The following is a 17,341-nucleotide window of genomic DNA, read 5'->3' as shown; positions in this document are numbered from 1 at the left end:
CAGACCCGTTATTCAGAAGAAGTCCGTTCTTTCAACGCTTCATAAAATATCTTTGACAAGGGAATGTCTATTCCCAGTTTCTCTGCTGTCTTTACGAGATAGCCACTGAACGTTTCCAGTTCATTGGGCCGGCGGGCCATGACATCGTGGGCAAGGGAGCTGGTTACATTCTGATTTTTCTGGCCTATGACGCGATGATAAATCGTATCGACCAGGTCATCGGCCAGATCAACTCCCTGAGCCTTCCCAATCGTATAGGCCTCGTGTAGGAGCGTATAGAATTCTTCTTTTCCCTGCGGACGGGCAAATACGCCGGCAAAGGTGTCTTCATAATAGGCCGTAATCACGTTAATGGCGCAGTTGGTGATGAATTTATTCCACACTTCGACGCGGATATCGTCGGCATATCGTATTTTCAGCCCCGGATGATCGAGAAGATCATGGAGAGTTATACTGTATTCCCCTTCAGCACTGCTGATATACATGCGGGCAAAGGCCCCGGACTGACGGATTGAAAAATCGGCCTGGGCTTCTGTATTAATGTAAATAGTCGAATCCATAATTTTTCCCTTCGGCAGAATAGACCGGGCTACCTCACTATGATCGACGCCGTTCTGCATGCAGACAATCATCGTATGATCATCTACGCAGGGGATCACGGCCTGTAATGCTGCCGGTAGGGAATAATTCTTGACGCAGACAAAAATCACATCCTGAATGCCGCACGACGACGGGTCATCGGTTACTTTCGGATGAGCTACGTGTTCACCAAAAAAATCACTGTGCAGAATAAGACCTTTTTCTATGAGAGATTCTTTCCGCTTGCGGCGGGCAATCAGAGTCACATCATCATAGTAGGCACACAAAAAAGATGCCATATATCCACCGATACCGCCAATTCCCGTTACCATGATTTTCATGAGTCATCACTCCCTCAACATATAAATCAAAAGACTGTTTTTACCATTTTAGCATAATAAATCGGTAAAAACAGTCTTTTTTCGTCTCTATACTTACCTTTCTCCACAGGCTTTGGCAAGAAATTCATCTAGTGCGGCCGGATCAGGAATAACAGCAGCCATTTTCCACTGGTCTTTTTCTTCTTTAGCCTTTGCGTTTTTCAGGACTTCTGCCGTTTTATCGGCAGGAATGACGACGACACCATCAGCATCGCCATAAATAATGTCTCCGGGACGGATAAGCGTATCGGCACAGACGACCGTCTGTTGTACTCGTCCCAGATAATTGACAGAGGGACTTTTCGGCGTGATACCGCGGGCAAAAACAGGAAAATCACCACTGGCAATGGCCTGACTATCACGAACACATCCATCAATGACGATACCTGCCAGCCCCTGTTTTCTGGCAATAGTCACGACAATTTCTCCCAGGAACGCTGCATCGGTTGTTCCATGGGCAGCGATGACAAGGACAGCGCCTTTGGGAGCTTTCCGCAATGCCTTAAATACAACAGAACAATCATTTTTAACGATTTGTATGGTGTAAGCCGGTCCTGTAACGGTCATCCGTTTATCCAGTGGTTTAATAGCAGCAGCCATCGTCTGGCATCCTTCCATGGCATCTGATAACGATGTAGATGACACGCCATTCCATTCTTGTATATTAAATTCCATAGTATCTCTCCTATTTTAAATCAGCGGGATGTATTAAATGACCAGCAACAGCCGTGGCAGCCGCTACAACTGGTGAACCCAGGTATGTTTTGGACTTCGGGCTGCCCAGACGGCCCAGGAAATTCCGGTTATTCGTTCCAAGTAATACTTCATCATCAGACAATAACCCGCCACTTCTGCCTTCACAGAGCGAGCAATAGGGATGAGTAACCATAGCTCCAGCCTGAATAAATGTTTGTATGTATCCCAGAGCAATGGCCTGTTTAAAAATGGACCGCGATGCCGGTGTGATGAGCAGTTCGATATGAGGTGCAATATGACGTCCATTCAGTACACGGGCGGCAGCTGCCAGATCCTGCAGCCTTCCATTCGTACAGGAACCGATGAATACTTTATCTACTTTCATTCCTTCCAGTTCGGACAGCGGTTTGACGTTATCTACGTACGGATGGGCCGCAATATACGGTACCATATCTTCAGCTTTATACGTCAGCACTTTTTCGTACTCTGCATCGTCATCAAAATGGAGCCACGATACATCATCATATTTTACGTTGCTGTAAGCACAACTTTCTTTTGTCGGTGCGAACAGTCCGACTTTGGCACCGCATTCGACGGCCATATTGGCAATGGTCAGCCGTTCGTCAACGGGCATGGCATCGATGGTAGAGCCACAGAATTCCAGGGATTTATAGGTGCCGCCGGCAGCTTTCAGATCTCCCAGGATGCGCAGGGCGATGTCTTTGGAGCAGACTCCGTCCGGCAGTGTGCCGTCTATCTGGATTTTAATGGCTGACGGTACGCGGACCCACATTTCTCCTGTACCCAGGACGGCAGCCATTTCCGTGTAGCCGATACCCGTAGAAAAAGCGCTGACAGCACCGTAGGTTGTCGTATGGGAATCAGTGACAAATACGACGTCACCAGGCCGGGCATATCCCAGTTCCGGCATAAGCTGATGGCAGATGCCGTCGCCGGCATGGACTTTGCGGGCGCCGAATTCTTCGGCAAACTGATATCCGTATTTCAGGTGATCCCCATCGAGGGGAAGGCAGGTCGGAAGCAGATGGTCGAACATAATGATGACTTTTTCCGGATCCCAGGATTTAGTAAATCCCATTTCCTTGAACTTCCGGTATACATTTGTCGTATAGATATCGTGAAACATGACGCAGTCCGGATGAGTGATGACGATGTCACCGGGTCTGCAGTCTGCTACGCCTGTATTATGCATCAGAATTTTTTCTGCTAATGTATGTCCCATGATAGCAGTCTCCTTCCGTACTATAAGACAAAGGATAAAATAACACTGCCTGCAATCAATACGAGGGCACCGCCCAGACGGGATGAAACGGCAGCAAAAGGCATGAGTTCCATTCTTTTGCAGGCACCAAGTGTAGCAATGTCACCGGAACCGCCCATATTCGCCATACAGAGGCCGGCTGTAATAGCGGCTTCGATGGGATAGAACCCGACAAACCAGCCGACAACAGCTGCTCCGACGATGGCACCTAATACGACTGCGGCTACAATGATTACATAACTGGGCGTCAAAGCAGGAATGACGGCACTCAGGCTGATCAGACCAAAGCCCAGCCCGGCCAGAAGGGTATTGGTGAAATTTTTGATGAAGAACTGGAACCAAAGAGCGCAATATCGTTCAATGTTAGCTGGCAATATTCCCAGAACTTTAACAACAATCATTAACAGAATCATCCAGGCATAGGCATGAATACTCGGAATGAACCGTTGAATCAACATACCCAGAGCCAGGAAAATACCGGCAAAAGTCATACCGACGGCAAAGACAGATAAATTCGTTACTGGTTCCTCTTTTTTTGCTTCTTCGGATTCTGCCTGTTTTCCTTCGTCACGCATAATATGACCGTTTCCCGTCATCCAGGGATGTATTTTTCCAAGACGGTCCAGAAGCCCTGCTGCAATGATGGCAAACGCATTCCCCAATGCTACAGCCGGCGTCATCAGGGCTAATAATTCACCTACATCGCGCTGCATGATTTCACCAAACATCTGGGAAAGTGGAACGGCACCAGCCGATGTCCCTCCTCCCATGATGGGGACGGAAATAAACAATGTCGTTTCTGAAAAAATATTTCCAAAGAGAAGTCCCGCTGCACCGCCAAAAAGGATGGCCAGGATAAAGCCACCTATGATACAGGGCAAATACCGGATAGCAGCTCTGATAAGCAATTTGCGGTCCATGCCAAAAATACTGCCGCAACAGAGAGCTGCCAATGCAAAATTAATAAAAGTCCCGGTCATAAACGTTTTGCAGGTTTTGGCAAAATCATCCGGCACCAATCCATACATCACCATAGCTGATGTACCAAATAATACAACAATGGATCCGCCGCCCAGATAATCTTTGACGATAGGAATGCGGTCGCCAATGAACCGGAATGCTTCACCGTATACGATGAGCAATGGCAATACACCGGCCAGACTTCCCGGTAGAAATTTAAAGAAAAGGGCCAGATTGAGAATAACAAAAGCCAGTATGAAATAAGGCCAGTCCATATTCAAAATCTGCAGTCTTTTTGTCGCTTCCATATGTGTCTCTCCTTTCTTACCCCTTTATGATTCCATTGCGTTTCTGCATACTTTTGACAAGGCCGCCGTCTTCAATAATCTGAAAAATATTATCCGGTATGTGGGGAATATCATATTTCTTCCCATGACAAGACACGTACCGGTTTATTTCTACGGTTACGACATCACCCTCAACGACATGATCTGCCAGTTCATTGCATTCAATCAATAAGAGTCCGTTATTAATAGCATTACGGAAAAATATCCGGGCAAATGATTTTGCAATAATACAGCGGATTTTCAATGCACTCAACGCTTCCGGAGCCTGTTCCCTGGAAGATCCACAGCCGAAATTATGTCCTGCCACGATAATATCTCCTGGTCTTATCGCAGCTGCCAGTTCCGGCCGCAGTGGTTCAAAGGCGTGTTTTTTGACTTCGTCCATCGTATCCAGTGTCAGCCACTGGGTCGGCATGATGATATCCGTATCAATATCATCCCCTAACTTCCATATTCGTCCTTCAAAACGCATTTCCATATGCAAACACCTCCTATTCCTGCAGAATGCCACTCAGGGCGCACCTGGCTGCCACCTGCGGTGATGTCAGATAGACCTTTGCCGATACATCCCCGGAGCAGCCGGGATAGTGATAGGATCCCGTAGAAACCAGGGTCTCACCCGCGTCAAGTATTCCCTGCGCCCGGCCCCAGCAGACACTGCACCCCTGATTCATGACGATGGCACCGGAATCCAGGAAAATATCAATCAGACCCTCCTGCAAAGCCTGCAGGTACACAGTACTCGTTGCAGGCGCGACAATCAGGCGCAGACGATAAGCAATCCGTTTCCCCTGGAGAACAGAGGCAGCAGCTCGTAAATCGGATAATTTACCGCCTCGACAACCACCAATAAATACCTCTTGCACAGGAACAGGTACCTGTTCCTGCAGGGGGACGATATGAGTCTGATTTCCCGGTTGAACGGCAAGAGGGCATACATCCGATACATCGAACGTCATAGAAGGAGCTTGTTCTGTATCCATGATTATGGCACTGATTCCCCCGGCCTGCTGCAGAAGATGGCAGAAATCATAACACTGATCTTGTGAAAAAACCGCCATATCCTTCTTTGCAAAAAGGAATAGATCTCCTGTCCTTCCATTCTGTTTCAACATTTTCAGTAATGCCAGTGCCGCATCCTGTGCAGATACAGTTTCAGCCATGCTGCCCCGTATGGCAATACGCTGTACAGTTGGACTAATAAGCTGTAAGGGCCCACCCGATACGACAGAAGGCAATACTTCTTCCGAAACAGTAATTCCCAGGGCCCCTGCCGATCCCAGGCCGGCCATATGACTCCCAGTACCAGCAACAATCTGTCCTTCTTGTACATATTTTTCTATTAAACGAATATACCCGATGCCCTGGCACGATTCTATAGCCAACCCTTTTTCTACAGCCCAGCGAATCAGCCGGCGCTGTCTGGCACCTATATCGATGGAGCTATTAGGCGTATCATGGTCAATACAAACAATGATTTTCTCACTCTGAATCGTCGGTTCTGACAGAATGGCATCTATCGTTTTGTCACTCAGTGCGTCTGTCACCATGATGTAATCGGGCCAGATAGAACAAACAGACCGGGTATTCTGTAAAAGCTGTCGTATCTGCATTTTATCCATAGGTTCCATTCATCCTTTCTGATATCGTATTTCTTTTAGTTCTTTGATTGTACATGGTTTTATCTTATCTGCCAATTTATGAGTAAACAAAGGTAATCTATTGTTATTTGTTTCAAAAAATGCTATATTTTACCTAAATTGAAACATATATATATTTTTCTATTATTTTTTCTCCCATAATTTTCATATAATTCGGTTTTACAGGACTATTTTGAAAGGAGACTTACATGTCATTTTCAGCTGATACCCGTTCCTTCCGTATCTGTGTACTGGCCTACAGCCGTATTCTTCACATAGTCCATGATGTCATTCGCAAGTTACCTGACACAGGAGTCGAATATATCGTCATTGAAGCCGGCCTGGCCGATCAGGATGCCTGCGTCACCAGAGCAATCCGTCAGGGATGTGAAATATTTGTAGCTGGTCCCGCCGGAGCAACACTATTTGCCAACCACTACAGTTACCCCGTCATTCCCTTTCAGGTTCAGGATATAGATTATCTCCGGGCCATCCGCACAGCGCTGGATCAGGGATACCAGCACATTGGCATCATGCGTTACCGTCACGCAGCCCCTCTGCATCTGGATGTATTTCAGCAATTGATGAAGATCCGTCTTACAGAACTCGTTTACGATGCGATTCCACAGATTTATTCCATCGCCAGAAAAACGCAATGCGATATACTGATTGGTCCGGCAGCTGCTCAGGACGCAGCCGATGCAGCCGGCAAAGCATCACTCCTCGTCTATGCAGGAAGAGAAGCCATCCGCGATGCCTGTCTGGCTGCTGGTGAACAGATAAAAAGAATCTATGCAGCACGACGCCATCGTGTCATTACTGAATCGTTACTGGGAACAACCCAGCTTGGTATCGTCATTATTAATACAGAACAGGTCATCGAATTTTTTAATCGTACCATGCAGAATTATACAGGACTGACATTGCATCAGGTCAGTGGCCGGACATTGACAGAGATATTTCCCAACCTGCCTTTGGATACATTTCTGAAAAGCGGACTCAGCCAGAAAGATAGTTACCACGTAATCAATGGTACCATGATGCGCTGTGTCTTCAGCCGCATCACAATTGGTTTTCACGCTGGTGGCGTTCTCCTCACGTTTCATCCCACCCCGCACAACACAAAAAAAGACCGGAAGCAACAGCGGTATACTATTGCCCCGGTTTATAAACTGGAAAAAATCACCGCGTATTCACCTGTCATGAGTCATCTTGTACAGCTTTGCCGTCATATTTCTCCCATCGAATACGCCACCACTCTTATCGGTCCTGCCGGCTGTGGTGGTGAAGAGCTGGCTCATTGCCTGCACAATGCATCCCGCCGTTCGGGCAATCCCTGTATGACACTGGATTGTTCTTCTACAACAGACGAACAGGCCGTTTACACCCTTTATGGACGTACACAGAACGGATACACACACAGCGGTCTCTTTTTTCATGCCGCCGGTGGCAGTATCATTATCATTCATCCCGGTCTGGCCGGTCCGCGACTCCTGGCTATCCTGCAGGAAGTTCTGACAAAACAGCAATACATCTCCCCGGAAAACGGAGAACCCGTAGTGCTGGATATTTTATTTTATACAGTAGCCACCGATCAGGAATACCGGCAGCTGCCTATAGGGCTGCGCCGGCTTCTGTCTATTCATTGTCTGACATTGCCGCCACTCCGGGACCGGCCGGAAGATATCTGTGAGCTCTTTGTGAACTACGTCCATCAACAGCTGCCGCAAAAACGGCATACCCATCTCAGTGAACATATGACACAACTGCTTACCACATACAGCTGGCCCGGCAATATCATTGAACTGCGCAGCGTCAGTATCCGCTATGCCCTGCAGCTAAAAACAGCAGCCAGTCCAACCCTGCGTTACCGCTATCAGCTTCTGATGGAAGCCATCGGTGAAAACAATGTAAAAGAAGATCTATATCTCCAATATCCGGCACTGATGGAAACACCTGTCACCGATTTGAAAAACTTCCGTGCCGGTATTCAAAAGCTCCATTCCCTGTTCGGCTGTACGTATAAAGAAATCGCTGAAAAACTGAATATGAGCCGTACGACATTATGGCGCTTGCTCCATAGTACCTGAATTCTTCAGCGGAGCAGGGCGTATAAAACAAGGAGAACAAAGATAATGACTACCGGCTGCAGTCCTATAATAGCGATGACGACAGCCAAACACAGGAGAACGAGCAGGACGCCAATCACTTTGGAGATCCATGGCATCGGGGTCTCCTGTGCTGATGTTGGATCCATCGCCGATGGTTCCTCTGTAGGAGCATCCTCTGTATCTTCTGTCACAACTGTATCTGTCTGTTGCATAGTCTGCCCCGTTTTCCGGTCCTGTCTTCGTTTCTGCACAGTTTCCAGAGCTGCCAGATCATTATTACGGCCCGCTTCAAACCCTTTTTCAAACCCCCGGTCATGGCCGTAATCATAGCCTTTATCAAAACCTATGTCAAAGCCCCTGTCATATCCTGTATCAAAGTCATCAGTCCCTTCATCGGATTCAGGTAGTACCTGATGGGTGAACGTATTGATTTGTCTCCCGCATCCTGGACAGATAACATCCCGGCTTTCATATTCACTGCCACAAAACGGGCATTTCCGCGGCACAGGCCAACCGCATTCAGGACACGTATCCTCTTCATCACTGACATAGAAAAAACCGCATCCGGGACATTCCCGATAGGCCATGACACTCACCTTCTTTGTTTGATACATACGATTATAATAGTACTAGCTTTTATTTTTAGTATATACTTTTTCGCAGTAAAAAACATCCTTATTTTTCTGCAATTCCATTTAATTTTTCTTGTTTGACTATTTGCCTTTTGCGTGATATAGTAGATATGTAAAATTGATAAAAATTTGCAATGACATACAGGAGGGATTTTCATGAAAGTTATTTTGCTCAATGGCAGCCGCCGCGAAAAGGGCTGCACCTATACGGCACTTTCTGTCGTCGCTGATACGCTGAAAGAAAACGGAATTGATGCAGAAATCATCCATGCTGTTCCGGATACGGCTACAATCAATGCCGTTGCTGAAAAAATGAAGACCGCCGATGGTCTCGTCATCGGTTCTCCCGTATACTGGGCTTCCCCGTCAGGAGAAATCGTTTCCTTTATGGATCAGCTCGCCGGAAAAGCCGGTGCGGCCCTCGTACACAAAGTTGGGGCAACCGTTGCATCTGCCCGTCGTGCCGGAACGACTGCTACTCTCGATGTCCTCAATAAATACCTGGCCTATCATCAGATGGTAAGTGTCGCTTCCAACTACTGGCCCATGGTACATGGCAATACGCCTGATGAAGTCCGTCAGGATGCCGAAGGTCTTCAAATCATGCGCGTCCTAGGCCGCAACATGGCGTGGATACTGAAGTGCATTGAAGCCGGTAAAAAGGCCGGTATCTCCGCACCGGAAACGGAAGCCAAAGTCATGACCAATTTCATCCGCTGAAGTATCCTAACAAAATCGTAAAAAGCCTGAACATAGCGTTTTTTCCTGCCTTGCAGGCTTATGTTCCATTCCTATCCTAAAAGAGACTGTATCCAGTCTCTTTTTTCTTGCTTTTTTCTATAACCTCACGTAATATAGGAATGATTATAGTATAAACGGGGGATAATATGAATAAGCAAACTATGACGCGCTCCGAATGGGTCTCATCCCAACTTCTGACATGGCACAATGCAATCAGTGCCATCGCTATTTTTTCCATTATCATGTATATTTTTATCAAAGGCCATCATCCCATGGTCATTATTGGCTTTTTTTGCGCCTTTTTCATTCTGACGGCATGGCGCATGCTGCTGACTATGGTTGTCGTATCGGTCATTGCCTCCGGTATTTGTCTGGCCTTTCCTTTTCTGGCACCGGTCGCCTTTATTATCATGGTCGTTTTATTTCTGGCCCGTATCGGCTTTATCCTCAAAAACTGGCGGGCCGTCATTGCCGGAATGTTCGTCTACGGTCTGGCTTTGACACTGTATTTTAAAATACAATGGATCTATACAGGATACCATTACATCTTTAGTGGACTGCGCCAGATTGTGCTTCTCCTGCCTCAATCACTACTCCATCTGATAAACAGGCCTGCTTTCTTTTTTACCTGTCTGGCTTTTACAACATTGGCTATAGTCATTGCCTTTATTTTCCAGATGCTGCTGTACTGGTTGTACCGTAATGGCTATACCGCTTCCGGAGCCCTTAGCATCATGGGAAGCATCCCCCTTGTCATCATCGCCCTGATTCTCCCCTTCTTAAAAGCAGCTGCCGTAGACGGGGCCATAGCTGACGGTATATCTGGCGACTTTACCCACGATGGGGCTTTTGCTCCCGACAGCGCCGTCAGTCATGACGGATTCATCAAAGCGCCATCGGGTTACCATCATGTCAATGGTTATACGCGTATCGCACCGGACGGCCACACGGAATACGTCCATGACTACATACGCTCCAATCCTGACGGAATCATCGAAAATAACCTGTCCTATCATGGTTCCCACCCGGCTCCCACAACTTCCGGATCACTGCCCGGCACGACGACACCTCATGCCGGACAGGACGTATCGGCAACAGGAAGTGACACCTATGTCATGCTTGCCGGTTCTATACATGGTGCATTCCGGCCCGTATTTTCTGCCCGGCGTCATCTCATCCTGACCCTTATGGCCGTATATATAGGTGCCGGTATCCTGACCAGTACGGCCGTCTATTTCATATATCATTAACTCCATAATAGGTACTCGAACGGAAAAATTTAAGCAGGAATATAAGCTAAAAAGACTGTGCACGATGAAAATATCATGCACAGTCTTTTTAGCTATGTCTTAAGAAAAATCATCTATCCTTCAATTCCAGGATAGGATCAAAGTAAGACAGCTTTGTATAATCTACGTTGCCACCATCGGTAATTGCCAGGTCAGGAATCGCCGTGATGGGCAGGAAGGACAGATAAAAAATCGGATCCGGGAGACGGCTGCCAATCGCTTTGGCCGCTTCGTCGAGTTCATTTTCTTTCTGTGCCAATTCTTCCGGTGTCAGGTCTGATGCAATACCTGCAATGGGCAGCGGCAGGAACGAAACAATCTTTCCATCAATGACGACGACCTGTCCCCCGCCTTGTTCGATCAGTGTATTGGCAGCCAGTGCCATATCATCATAATTGGCACCAGCGACGACGAGGTTATTATCGTCAGGAGCCGCCGTCGTGGCAATAGCACCTTTCTTAAATGACCATCCGGAAATGAAACCCTTGGACATGTTACCATTTATGCCATAACGTTCAATGACCGATACGAGGGCCACGTCTTTTTCGGCACTGGGACGGACAATACCTCCGCGGACATCCAGTTCGACGTCACGGCGTCTGCGCATGAACGGCCCGATACTGTTGATCGTTTCTACGACAGCCTTTCCTTCATCCATATCTACATGATAGGCAAAATCATCTGCCGTCAGCGGTGCATGCTGTACGGTGTGCAACAGGGAATCATCCCGTCTGGGTACAGTATACTCGAATTTATTTTCTCCCTTTTCTGTCACCAGTATCCCCTTACTGATGACTGTCTGTACACGGAAAGTCCCCGGCTGATCGACGAGAAGGATATCCGCATCCTTGCCTGGTGCAATAGAACCGACACGGTCGTCGATTTCATAAGCTTCTGCCGCATTAATTGTCGCCATCTGGATGGCCGTCATCGGTTCGATTCCCGCGGCGATGGCCAGATGTACCATATGGTCGATATGACCTTCTTTGAGAATGCCCCGGGCGTTTACATCATCAGAGCAAAAGCTGGTATGACGGGCTATGCCCGGTGCGCCTTCGGTAATAGCGCGGACATTTTCTTTAAGGAATTTCGTGACTGCTGATTCCCGGATAATCGTGTGCATCCCTTTGCGGGCTTTTTCCAGGAATTCCTGGTGGTCATAACTTTCGTGATCGACACGAACACCACTCATGAGATATTCGTTGAGAGCCTTGCCCTTAGCCAGGGGACTGCAGCCAAAAATAGGCCGATGATATTTTCTGGCCAGGACGAGTGCTTCCATCGTATCCGGATCCTTAGTCTGGACAGCTTCACGTACCAGTTCCCATATACCATAACAGCGAGGATCCTGATGATATTTTGCATGATCTTTAGCTGTCACATTATACGCAATGGTCGAAACGGGAATCGTATACGGTGTCTTATAAGGCAGTGCCCAGAATACTTTCATAGGAGATGCATCGACTTCCTTGAAAATGGCTTCCAGCCCATCGACGCCGATGACGGAAATATATTCATCGAGACCACTGACAATACTGGTCGTACCGTGGGGAACGACGGCCTGGGCAAAACGTGTCATGCTCATTTTGCTGCATTCTACATGGATATGGCAGTCAATAAGTCCCGGAGCCAGATAGGTTCCTGTCGCGTCTATTTTTTGCGTATGTTCATCGATATAGTCAGAAATATCACTTTCAACGGCGACGATTTTCCCTTTATAGACAGCCACGTCTGCCTTATAGTATTCACCCGTATTGACATTGATCAGCGTACCGCCGATAACAGCCATATCGGCTTTAATCCGGGCTGCACCAGCATCGATATAATCAGATAACAGTTCTTTCGTAAGCATGTATAATCTCCTTAAAATTTAAGAATAGTCAGCGTATACAACAGAATGAGGAAGAGAACAAACATGACCCAGATGAGTGGATTGAGTTCTCTGCGCCGTCCGGCAATAGTCATCAGGATTGGATAAAACAGGAACCCGAAGGCGATGCCATACGAAATATTAAATGTCAGTGGCATGCCGATGATGACCATGAAAGCCGGGAAGGCGATTTCAAACTGATTCCAGTGGATTTCCTTAAGAGACGATGTCATGAGAACGCCGACGATAATCAGGGCCGGAGCCGTAACCTGAGCCGTAACGACGGCCAGAAGAGGTGAAAAAATCATACTAAAGGCGAAGAGAATCGCTACGACAACGGCTGTCAGGCCTGTACGGGCACCGACAGCTATGCCGGCCGAAGATTCGACATAAGCTGCCGTAGGAGTCGTTCCCATAACAGCACCACCGAGCATGGACAGAGAATCTGCCATGAGAGCCCGGCCGATGCGGGGCATTTTGCCATTATGCATAATTCCGGCCTGTTGTGCCAGTCCGATGAGCGTGCCAGCCGTATCGAAAAAGGCCACCAGGAAAAAGATGATCACTACGGCCCACATCTGAGGATCTGTAAGAATAGACGCCATATTCGTCACGCCTACACCGAACGTCGGATCCAGACTCGGCGCCATGGAAATAATGCTTTCCGGAGGCGGTATTATCTGTGTCACCAGTCCCATGACAGCCGTCAGGACGATACCGTAAAAGATGGATCCAGGCACTTTCTTTGCCATGAGGATAGCCGTTACGAAAACACCAAAGATAGTAAGCCAAGTCGTCGGAACTTTAAACGACCCGATTGCTACCAGAGAAGAAGGATCGCCAATGACGATACCGCCTCCCTGCAATCCCACGAAGGAAATGAAAATGCCGATACCAGCAGCCATAGCATATTTCAAATCCTGAGGAATCGCATCGATGATGATTTCCCGGATCTTAAAAAAGGAAACGAGCGTAAACAAAATGGACGCGATGAAAACACCGCCCATAGCCTGTTGCCAGGGAATACCCATGGCAAGGACGACTGAATAAGTAAAGAAGGCGTTGTCACCCAGACCTGGGGCGATAGCAATCGGATAATTAGCCAAAAAACCCATGAGCAGGCAGCCCATGATAGCTGATAAGGCCGTAGCCGTAAAAACAGCACCGGCATCCATACCCGCATCTCCCAGGATAATCGGATTGACAAAGAGAATATACGCCATGGAGACAAATGTCGTCAGACCTGCCAGACATTCCCTCTTTACTGTTGTATTGTTTTCAGATAAATGAAAGACTTTATCCAAAATTCCCATAGATTGGTTGCTAGACATAAAAATATGTACCCCTCATTATATAAATAAATAGACACGCTGTTGCACTGCGATTTTCTTAATGGGTTCTTGCATATTCTTCCAGTTCGGCAATATAAATAGCCTTTTGTTCTTTACTGATCCAGGATGTTTCAAAGGAATTCCGCGCCAGCATCACTACTTGTTCTTTCGTCAGGTTGAAAGCATCTGCCAGGGCATAGTAATTATCACTGATATATCCGCCGAAATACGCAGGATCATCGGAGTGTGCCGAGATCTTGACGCCCTTATCGAGCAATTCCAGTACTTCCGGTCCCTTCATTTCAGGCCGTACGAACGTATTGGACAGCGGGCATGTCGTAAAGCCGATATGATGATTGGCCGCGTAGGCAACCAGATCCGGATCTTCAACGATATTGGTGCCGTGATCTATCCGTTCGACGCCGATAACTTCCAGCAGTTCACGGATGTGTTCAATAGAATCTTTCTGGTCGATATCTGCATGTGCCGTAAGATGCAGGCCATACTGTTCGGCCTGGGTAAATTGATTGAAAAATTTCATGGGCGGATTATTGTGTTCGTCTGAATCGAGGCCGACACCAATGAACTTATCGCGGTACGGAAGGGATTCTTCCAGCGTTTTGCGGGCCGATTCACGGGACATATCCCGTAAGAAACACATAATCAGTCTGGCATCGATATTGAGTGCCCGGGCATCGACAGTAGCCCGGTATAAGCCGTTGATGAAGGTTTCAAAAGCGATACCACGGCTCGTGTGTGCCTGGGGATCAAAGAAAATTTCAGCATGACGGACATTATTTTCTGCGGCATGATGAATATATTCCATGGCCAAATCATAGAAATCATCTTCTGTCTGCAATACATTCATGGCAGGATAATATACAGCCAGGAATGAAGCCAGGTCGTCATACTGATATGATGCCCGTACTTCTTCGATCGTAGTCTGACCGATATCTACATGATTTTTCTGAGCCAGTTTTAATTTTAATTCTGGTTCCAGAGTACCTTCGATGTGCAAATGTAATTCTGCTTTCGGCATGCCTACGATAAATTCTTTCGTGACTTCTGTAGCCATAGATAGACCTCCTGTTATCATAAAAACAAAAAATGATACATCCATGCGTTTGTAATACACATAGACATATGATGAATAACCAACAAAAAAAATAGGCTGCCGCACGCTATCAGCGTACAACAGCCATTCCTTTTTCCCGGACTCCAGCGCCACTGGAGTCTTAATTATGTAATTCATCACGGATTTATTATACCCATCCGATTTATAAAAGTCAATTACTATTCCTGCATATCTGCTCATCACCACTGTCCTGCAGGAGAACAAGACTGTAATCAATACCATTCATTGATATAGCATTTTTCTTTTGGGAACAAGGCCTGCAATGTTTCCAGTGCCCGATCTGTTCCCTGTATTTTTTCGTTGAAAACGAGATCATCGACGTCCATCGCCCCAAATACGAGGAGAGCCAGGGTACCAATAGGCATGACAGCATCGGTCATTTCTCCATCAGGCCGTTTTTCTACGCTGGCTGTGCCATCCTGCACAGTCAGACGCCATGTCCCTGTATTCCAATCGGCCAGAGGGTCATCTGTCCGGAATGTCAGACTTCCTTCCGCCCGGTATGGCAGTTCTTCCAGCGCTCCTTTGACATCGACAATACGGCCGGTCATGAAGGGCATCGTTTCATGGCCCTGTTTGCCATCGGGATAGAAACGGTATGATTGGTCGTGGATTCCTTCATTCCACTGGAATGTATCGCCCTGTGAGCGGTGGTTATAGATATAATTCAGAAGTCCCTTCTTGCCCCTGGCTGTAGCATACACGAATTCCCCGCTTACGATAGTCGGTTCACCGAGCTGATAAAAGAGATATCCGACCGCCCGGTCTCCATCGAGGCAGACGGCGATATTGCCTTCCGCCAGCTGGGCGCTGATATGGCTGCGCCAGCTCTGTTCATCCCGGACGGCATAACCGGAAAGATTGCGCGTATAGGCATCGTATACCGGCGCCAGATAAGTCCATTCATCCGGGCTGGTAATAAATCCATAGTGGAGCGTCCGGTCCGTAAGAGGGCGCAGAGCATCGAGAGGAAGCGTTTCTTTCCACTGATGACAGTATAATTCATAACCGTAGGGCTGATAGAAACCGGCCTTGCTGGGCATGAGGATATTGACATAATGACCGCGCCGTTTCATTTCTTCCAGGGCTGCCGTGAGCAGTTTGCCACCGACACCGCCGCGCCGGGCTGCCGGATGCGTTGCCAATCCGACAATATAGGATGTCTGCACTTGTCTGCCCCGGAGATTCAGTGTATAGGGATTGAGATGGGTCAGACAGGCCATCTGATCACCCTGAAACCCCATGAGAACCTGTTCCGGTTTATAGAAATTTTTAAAATACCACTGGAAAAACGGATCTTCCCGATGTTCAAAACAGTAATCCCATAGACTTTCCACCAGCCCTCTGTCCTGTTCGCCAGCTAAACGGAAATTCATAGAAACCTCCCCTTTCTCTATAAGAAAGAGGCTGTCATGCAGGGACAGCCTCCGTTTTTATTTTTTCAATGTCACATCAAATTTTTCTACATAATGGTGCGGGTTGTATGATTCCTTGGAATGACGCAGACCGGGTATACCCATATCTTCTTCCCGGTTGATATAAGTCGTGTGAGGCCAGGCATGAACGACAAATTCATGATTAATGACCTGATACAGGCCACGGATATTGGGATCGCTCTTTTCAAAATGGATGATTGCCGTATCATCATTGAGCATTTCACCAATGGAAAAAGCGACGATCTTATTATACATGCGGATGGCGCCGCCCGTCGGCTGAAGGATTTCCCAGTTATTGAATACTTCTTCGATGGCGTGGCGTTCACCCAGAAGTTCTTCATCGTCATCCTGTTCTTCATGCTGGTCATACCATGTCTTTTCCGCTTCCATACATTCATCAAAAATTTCTTCTGTAATAGGCACGTATTCCCAGTTTCCGATGTACTGATTGCGGAAATGATTGAGGTTATTCTTTTTCTGACGGAATTTCTTTCCTGATAAGTTGATGAGGTCCTGTGTGAGATACACGTATTCGTAGTTATCCCGGTCCGGCGTAAATTCATAACAGTCTTCACAGAGTGTCCGGATCCGTTCGGCAGCTGCCGGCGTTACCCCTTTCATGAGGAACGGATAGCCATGTTCATCAAACCATTCGTGCATCCGTTGTACGCCCTTTAAAAAGCTGCCGTCTTTTTTGGCAAATGGCGGAATCCAGAACTGCTTTTTGCCACGGCCGGAACGGATATACATGACATCGTCTTCTTCAGCCCACTGGATTTCATAGGGCTTCTGCCAGGCAAACAGCGTCATGAATGTTGCATCAGCCTGTTCATACCGCTTCTGCTGAAAATAATCATCTATAATCGGTTTATCTTCCAGACGGATTTCTCTAAATTCAATAATAATAATCTC

Annotated in this window: 15 protein-coding genes; 3 read left to right on the top strand and 12 right to left on the bottom strand. The window is 47.3% G+C overall.

Going from position 1 to position 17,341, the window contains the following annotated elements; all coding sequences use genetic code 11:
• Window positions 1-8 precede the first annotated feature (8 nt).
• The 6 genes from B4H10_RS07480 to B4H10_RS07455 form a co-directional block, all read right to left on the bottom strand.
• Window positions 9-920 (bottom strand): ketopantoate reductase family protein, encoded by a 912-nt coding sequence (locus B4H10_RS07480; protein WP_292018563.1) that lies wholly within the window; start codon window positions 918-920, stop codon window positions 9-11.
• 93 nt (window positions 921-1,013) lie between these two features.
• Window positions 1,014-1,634 carry an RraA family protein gene (locus B4H10_RS07475; protein WP_292018562.1) on the bottom strand — a complete coding sequence of 207 codons (621 nt, stop codon included), beginning with the start codon at window positions 1,632-1,634 and terminating at the stop codon, window positions 1,014-1,016.
• A 10-nt stretch (window positions 1,635-1,644) separates the two neighbouring features.
• The gene (locus tag B4H10_RS07470) at window positions 1,645-2,898 is read right to left on the bottom strand and encodes a 3-isopropylmalate dehydratase large subunit (RefSeq protein WP_292018561.1); all 1,254 of its coding nucleotides are present in this window, start codon (window positions 2,896-2,898) and stop codon (window positions 1,645-1,647) included.
• A gap of 20 nt (window positions 2,899-2,918) precedes the next feature.
• Entirely contained in the window at window positions 2,919-4,205 is a 1,287-nt protein-coding gene (locus B4H10_RS07465; protein WP_292018560.1) for a 2-hydroxycarboxylate transporter family protein, read from the bottom strand.
• A gap of 16 nt (window positions 4,206-4,221) precedes the next feature.
• On the bottom strand, window positions 4,222-4,722 hold the full coding sequence (locus B4H10_RS07460) for a 3-isopropylmalate dehydratase (RefSeq protein ID WP_075581691.1): 501 nt from the start codon (window positions 4,720-4,722) through the stop codon (window positions 4,222-4,224).
• A gap of 13 nt (window positions 4,723-4,735) precedes the next feature.
• Window positions 4,736-5,866: an aconitase family protein gene (locus B4H10_RS07455; RefSeq protein ID WP_292018559.1), complete on the bottom strand. Its 1,131-nt coding sequence runs from the start codon at window positions 5,864-5,866 to the stop codon at window positions 4,736-4,738.
• 227 nt (window positions 5,867-6,093) lie between these two features.
• Between B4H10_RS07455 and B4H10_RS07450 the strand changes: the two genes are divergently transcribed.
• The gene (locus B4H10_RS07450; RefSeq protein ID WP_292018558.1) at window positions 6,094-7,974 is read left to right on the top strand and encodes a PrpR N-terminal domain-containing protein; all 1,881 of its coding nucleotides are present in this window, start codon (window positions 6,094-6,096) and stop codon (window positions 7,972-7,974) included.
• A 5-nt stretch (window positions 7,975-7,979) separates the two neighbouring features.
• On the opposite strand, the gene B4H10_RS07445 is transcribed toward B4H10_RS07450, so the two are convergent.
• A complete protein-coding gene (locus B4H10_RS07445; protein ID WP_292018557.1) occupies window positions 7,980-8,582 on the bottom strand; it encodes a hypothetical protein in 603 nt (200 codons plus the stop codon).
• Window positions 8,583-8,783: 201 nt separating this feature from the next.
• On the opposite strand from B4H10_RS07445, the gene B4H10_RS07440 reads away from it, so the two are divergent.
• Window positions 8,784-9,347 carry a flavodoxin family protein gene (locus tag B4H10_RS07440; protein WP_059076192.1) on the top strand — a complete coding sequence of 188 codons (564 nt, stop codon included), beginning with the start codon at window positions 8,784-8,786 and terminating at the stop codon, window positions 9,345-9,347.
• Between the two features lie 167 nt (window positions 9,348-9,514).
• Entirely contained in the window at window positions 9,515-10,618 is a 1,104-nt protein-coding gene (locus B4H10_RS07435) for a hypothetical protein (RefSeq protein WP_292018556.1), read from the top strand.
• Window positions 10,619-10,727: 109 nt separating this feature from the next.
• On the opposite strand, the gene B4H10_RS07430 is transcribed toward B4H10_RS07435, so the two are convergent.
• The 5 genes from B4H10_RS07430 to B4H10_RS07410 form a co-directional block, all read right to left on the bottom strand.
• Window positions 10,728-12,509, bottom strand: a complete 1,782-nt coding sequence (locus B4H10_RS07430) for an adenine deaminase C-terminal domain-containing protein (RefSeq protein ID WP_059076194.1) — start codon at window positions 12,507-12,509, stop codon at window positions 10,728-10,730.
• 11 nt (window positions 12,510-12,520) lie between these two features.
• Window positions 12,521-13,858: an NCS2 family permease gene (locus B4H10_RS07425; protein WP_170087357.1), complete on the bottom strand. Its 1,338-nt coding sequence runs from the start codon at window positions 13,856-13,858 to the stop codon at window positions 12,521-12,523.
• A gap of 58 nt (window positions 13,859-13,916) precedes the next feature.
• Window positions 13,917-14,933, bottom strand: coding sequence for an adenosine deaminase (add, locus tag B4H10_RS07420; protein ID WP_059076196.1), 1,017 nt, complete (start codon window positions 14,931-14,933; stop codon window positions 13,917-13,919).
• Between the two features lie 272 nt (window positions 14,934-15,205).
• A complete protein-coding gene (locus tag B4H10_RS07415; protein WP_292018555.1) occupies window positions 15,206-16,369 on the bottom strand; it encodes a GNAT family N-acetyltransferase in 1,164 nt (387 codons plus the stop codon).
• 57 nt (window positions 16,370-16,426) lie between these two features.
• A complete protein-coding gene (locus B4H10_RS07410; protein ID WP_255355335.1) occupies window positions 16,427-17,290 on the bottom strand; it encodes a DUF2156 domain-containing protein in 864 nt (287 codons plus the stop codon).
• Window positions 17,291-17,341: the final 51 nt, after the last annotated feature.

Source organism: Megasphaera sp. UBA4382 (genome assembly GCF_002391155.1).
Lineage (GTDB): Bacteria > Bacillota > Negativicutes > Veillonellales > Megasphaeraceae > Megasphaera > Megasphaera hexanoica.
The sequence above is the reverse complement of the archived record's forward strand: the minus strand, read 5'-3'. Positions and strand labels throughout refer to the sequence as shown.

Bases quoted from the DNA above. Each gene is read 5' to 3' on its own strand.
- B4H10_RS07480 (WP_292018563.1), bottom strand. From the start codon at position 920: ATGAAAATCATGGTAACGGGAATTGGCGGTATCGGTGGATATATGGCA.
- B4H10_RS07475 (WP_292018562.1), bottom strand. From the start codon at position 1,634: ATGGAATTTAATATACAAGAATGGAATGGCGTGTCATCTACATCGTTA.
- B4H10_RS07470 (WP_292018561.1), bottom strand. From the start codon at position 2,898: ATGGGACATACATTAGCAGAAAAAATTCTGATGCATAATACAGGCGTA.
- B4H10_RS07465 (WP_292018560.1), bottom strand. From the start codon at position 4,205: ATGGAAGCGACAAAAAGACTGCAGATTTTGAATATGGACTGGCCTTAT.
- B4H10_RS07460 (WP_075581691.1), bottom strand. From the start codon at position 4,722: ATGGAAATGCGTTTTGAAGGACGAATATGGAAGTTAGGGGATGATATT.
- B4H10_RS07455 (WP_292018559.1), bottom strand. From the start codon at position 5,866: ATGGATAAAATGCAGATACGACAGCTTTTACAGAATACCCGGTCTGTT.
- B4H10_RS07450 (WP_292018558.1), top strand. From the start codon at position 6,094: ATGTCATTTTCAGCTGATACCCGTTCCTTCCGTATCTGTGTACTGGCC.
- B4H10_RS07445 (WP_292018557.1), bottom strand. From the start codon at position 8,582: ATGGCCTATCGGGAATGTCCCGGATGCGGTTTTTTCTATGTCAGTGAT.
- B4H10_RS07440 (WP_059076192.1), top strand. From the start codon at position 8,784: ATGAAAGTTATTTTGCTCAATGGCAGCCGCCGCGAAAAGGGCTGCACC.
- B4H10_RS07435 (WP_292018556.1), top strand. From the start codon at position 9,515: ATGAATAAGCAAACTATGACGCGCTCCGAATGGGTCTCATCCCAACTT.
- B4H10_RS07430 (WP_059076194.1), bottom strand. From the start codon at position 12,509: ATGCTTACGAAAGAACTGTTATCTGATTATATCGATGCTGGTGCAGCC.
- B4H10_RS07425 (WP_170087357.1), bottom strand. From the start codon at position 13,858: ATGTCTAGCAACCAATCTATGGGAATTTTGGATAAAGTCTTTCATTTA.
- add (WP_059076196.1), bottom strand. From the start codon at position 14,933: ATGGCTACAGAAGTCACGAAAGAATTTATCGTAGGCATGCCGAAAGCA.
- B4H10_RS07415 (WP_292018555.1), bottom strand. From the start codon at position 16,369: ATGAATTTCCGTTTAGCTGGCGAACAGGACAGAGGGCTGGTGGAAAGT.